Raw genomic sequence first — 4,059 nt, 5'->3', positions numbered from 1 at the left:
TGAAGATCCGCTTGATTGTGTAGCAATCGGAACGGGTAAAGCGCTTGATAATTTCGAAGTGATCAAAAAGATGCAAGTTAGGTAATGAGGGAGGATTTGGGCAATGCCGCGATTTTTTTCGAATAAACGGTTGATTTTGCTGCTTGTGGGCATCATTGTCCTCGTGGCATTGATTTCATTCTCCTTAAAAGACAGGCAGAATGCCACCCTTCCAGAGCAAATAGTGAAAGACGTCGTCGGTTTCGGGCAATCTCTTTTCTCGAAACCGGCACATTATATTACAGGCACATTAGATAAAATCGATGGCATTTTGAATACATATGAAGAAAATAAGCATTTAAAAGCGCGATTAAAAGAATATGCCTCTACTCAAGCGGAGCTGGCAGATGTAAAAGCGGATAATAAAAAGCTGCGTGAAATCGTAGACAAGAAAGATAGCCTACGTGAATACGAGCCGATCCAGGCGACTGTTATTTCCCGTAATCCCGATCAATGGGAAGAAAAAATAGTCATCGATAAAGGCGCCGCTGCAGGCGTAGAGCTCAATAGGGCTGTCATAACTGCAAACGGCCTCATCGGAAAAGTCGTGCTCGTCACTGCTTTCACATCAACAGTGGAACTGTTATCGACTGAAAACAGCAACTTCCGGGTTGCTGCAGTCATTCCTGGTGAAGAAGCGATTTTCGGTTTGATTGAAGGATATGACCCAGCACGCGGCGAATTGATAATGAAGCGTATCGATTCTAATTTTGACGTCAAGGAAGGACAAAAGGTCGAGTCATCCGGTTTAGGCGGAATTTTTCCGAAAGGTTTGCTCATCGGTGAAGTGACCGAAGTGTCAACAGATGATTTCGGATTGACCAAGTTGGCGTATATTCGTCCGGCAGCAGATTTCTCTATGTTGGATCATGTAATGGTAGTACAGAGGTCAACCGGCGTTACGAGTGGTACGGACGGTATAGTCCCTGATGAGGACGAAGAGGGGGAGGATGAATCATGATTAGGTTCATAATCCCTCTTATTGCTGTCATATTATTTTTTCTCGAGCCGGTATTCAGTCTTTTCTCGCCGATATCGATCGCCGATGTTTCTTACACGCTCGTTCCCCGTTTTGTTATCGTTTATCTGATTTTCATCACCGCCTATTATGGTCGCAAACGTGCAATCCTTTACGGAATCATACTTGGACTCTTGTATGATATGTATCACATTGATATTATTGGAGTATATACTTTTTTATATCCGGTGATTTGTTATTTTGCTGCTTTGATCATTAGGCAGATCCATCGCCATATCATAACAGTCATGCTTTTATCATTAGCGATGGTTGCGCTGCTTGAACTAATGTCATTCTTTTTTGCGAGCCTGATTGCACTGACCGCTATCGGTTTTGAAGAGTTCATCGTGCTACGGCTTATGCCGACAATGGTCGCCAATTCCATCTTTGTCGGGATGTTCGGCTATCTGTTCAAACGGCTGATCGATGAATTAGGAATGCAGAAAGCCGGAATATAATCAAGGAAACTGTGAGGGACGCAAATGACGAAACAGCACTATGTAACAATAAAAGGGACAAAAGACGGGCTTGTCCTCCGACTTGACGACAAATGCGCTTATTCGGACATGATTGCAGAACTCCGCAATAAAGTCAGCGAAAATAGTCTGGAAGGGCTTGCTGAAGTGAAGGTCCATATTGGGAACCGCTATTGTAATGAAGAGGAACTGAAGGAAATCATGAATGTCGTGCACGAATCGCCGCATTTACGGGTTTCCAAGATTCAGAGCGAGGTCATTACAATCGAAGAGTGCAACCAAAAAGTGCTTGAGAATCAATCGGAGACGTATATCGGCATCGTCCGCTCAGGACAGGTCGTAAAGGCTGACGGCGATCTTGTCGTCATTGGCGACGTCAATCCGAATGGTCGGGTAGTGGCTGCTGGGAGCATTTATATATTAGGTAGATTAAAAGGAATCGCACATGCAGGTGCAACTGGCAATGAAGAGGCGGTCATCGCGGCTTCGTGGCTTGAAGCGACGCATTTGATGATAGCGGATAAGTTGGAAACGATGACTGATGAACTGACGATTTTGTCGGAACAACCGGAGATGGAATGCGCATACATACATTCTAACGGTTTCATTGCCATCGACCGTTTACAGGAGCTACGGATTCTGCGGCCAAATCTGTCAACATTCAAAGGAGGGAGCTAGTGTGGGTGAAGCAATCGTAATAACGTCAGGAAAAGGTGGAGTCGGTAAAACGACGACATCTGCAAATCTTGGGACAGCATTGGCTCTACAAGGTAAAAAGGTATGTCTTGTTGATACGGATATCGGCCTTCGCAATCTGGACGTCATCCTCGGTCTTGAAAACCGTATCATTTACGATCTTGTCGATGTGATCGCAGGTCGATGCAAAATCCATCAGGCACTCGTCAAGGACAAGCGTTTTGAAGATGGGCTCTTTTTGCTTCCGGCTGCCCAGACTACAGATAAGAATGCAGTCGAACCGGGAGAAATGAAGGAACTGATCACTGAATTGAAACGCGATTACGACTACATTTTGATTGACTGCCCTGCAGGCATCGAGCAAGGATATAAGAATGCTGTCGCAGGAGCAGATCGTGCTATCGTAGTTACAACGCCAGAAATTTCGGCGGTTCGCGACGCGGATCGAATTATCGGATTGTTGGAGCAGGAGGATATCGAGCCTCCTAAATTGATCATCAATCGTATCAAAAGCCGTCTCGTCAATAGCGGCGATGCTTTGGATGTCAATGAAATCACGACTCATTTATCGATCGATTTGCTTGGCATCGTCCTCGATGACGAAAAAGTAATTTCCTCGTCGAATAAAGGCGAACCTGTCGTCATGGATCCATCGAACCCGGCAGCGATCGGTTACCGGAACATCGCTCGCCGTATTTTAGGCGAATCCGTTCCGCTCATGTCACTCGATGAAGGAAGTCCAGGATTCTTCGGCAAACTGAAATCCTTATTCGCAAAATAACCAGAACCCTTGTCATCAGGGGTTCTTTTTTTATAGTTTTTTCTTGTAAGTGGAGAATTAAGTTGAGAATGAGCGGAAGGTGGCGACTCCGGCGGGAAAAGCGAGACAGCTGAGACCCCGCAGGGAGCGTAGCGACTGAGGAGGCTTAGCCTCGCCCGCGGAAAGCGTCCACCTGGAGCGGTTATTACTAATAGATAATAAAGAGCATACTTGGACATTTGCCCATAATAATCATCCTACACCCGTCATATACTGAGAAAAAAGGTGGTGTGGCGGGGTGAAATGGAAAACAAAATGGTTCATTGCAATTATAGTAGCGATTGGCGTATTCAGCTTTGCCAAATTAGAAGAAATCGGAGTTATCAAAAAGCCTGTTACGCAATATATAACGACAGGCAAAGATTTCATCGTCATGAAAAAGTGGGTTTCTTCCATCATCGGCGAGCAGGAGGATACAATCACTGTTTCTGCCGATCCTGTAGAGGAGATTCCTTTTGCCGCGTACGAATCGATGCAGCCTTATAAGGATGGTGTAATTGCGTCTTATGCCCATTCGATGCCGATTACAGCGCAAGGGGACGGGCTTATCGTATTCACAGGCTTTACCCGGCAATCGGGCAAGACGATCACCGTATTGTACGATGACGGGGACGAAGTGACGTACGGATTTGTCGGATCGATTTCGAAGCTTCCCTATTCGACAGTGAAAAGGGGGGACACGCTTGCCCTTATGAACGAAGAAGCAATCTATTTGAAAGTGAAGCGGGAAGGGGTCGTGTTGGAAGCTGAAATTTTGGCTACCTATTTCTCGGAAGATACAAAATGAAATTACACCTTCACCCCATTTTGGCGCCTTTTTTCCTTGTGCTGATGGTTACAGGTGGCTTGGCGTTTTACGCTCTTGTTTTTATTTCACTTCTCTTCCATGAGGCAGGTCATATTTTCGCTGCAAAAATGTCAGGCATGAAGGTTAGGTCATGCACGATCATGCCCTACGGAGGAGAACTTCGCATACCTGACCGTCATGCTTACGGGAAAAGACAAAGAAT

Annotated in this window: 6 protein-coding genes; all 6 read left to right on the top strand. The window is 45.6% G+C overall.

Features of this window, described 5'->3' with window-relative positions; all coding sequences use genetic code 11:
* Window positions 1–103 precede the first annotated feature (103 nt).
* Window positions 104–1,000, top strand: coding sequence for a rod shape-determining protein MreC (mreC, locus tag AWV70_RS12145; RefSeq protein ID WP_060207421.1), 897 nt, complete (start codon window positions 104–106; stop codon window positions 998–1,000).
* Window positions 997–1,515, top strand: a complete 519-nt coding sequence (gene mreD / locus AWV70_RS12140; RefSeq protein WP_060207419.1) for a rod shape-determining protein MreD — start codon at window positions 997–999, stop codon at window positions 1,513–1,515. Before mreC ends, mreD begins: the two co-directional genes overlap by 4 nt.
* 24 nt (window positions 1,516–1,539) lie before the next feature.
* Window positions 1,540–2,211, top strand: a complete 672-nt coding sequence (minC, locus tag AWV70_RS12135; RefSeq protein WP_060207417.1) for a septum site-determining protein MinC — start codon at window positions 1,540–1,542, stop codon at window positions 2,209–2,211.
* A 1-nt stretch (window position 2,212) separates the two neighbouring features.
* The gene (minD, locus tag AWV70_RS12130) at window positions 2,213–3,010 is read left to right on the top strand and encodes a septum site-determining protein MinD (RefSeq protein WP_060207416.1); all 798 of its coding nucleotides are present in this window, start codon (window positions 2,213–2,215) and stop codon (window positions 3,008–3,010) included.
* Between the two features lie 277 nt (window positions 3,011–3,287).
* Window positions 3,288–3,836, top strand: a complete 549-nt coding sequence (locus AWV70_RS12125) for a M23 family metallopeptidase (RefSeq protein ID WP_060207413.1) — start codon at window positions 3,288–3,290, stop codon at window positions 3,834–3,836.
* Window positions 3,833–4,059, top strand: a 227-nt coding sequence (locus tag AWV70_RS24550; protein WP_235588643.1) for a site-2 protease family protein, incomplete at its 3' end; no start/stop codon positions are given. The genes AWV70_RS12125 and AWV70_RS24550, both read left to right, overlap by 4 nt.

Source organism: Sporosarcina koreensis, assembly GCF_001531445.1.
Taxonomy (GTDB): domain Bacteria; phylum Bacillota; class Bacilli; order Bacillales_A; family Planococcaceae; genus Sporosarcina; species Sporosarcina koreensis_C.
This window is presented reverse-complemented; position numbering and strand designations above follow the sequence as displayed.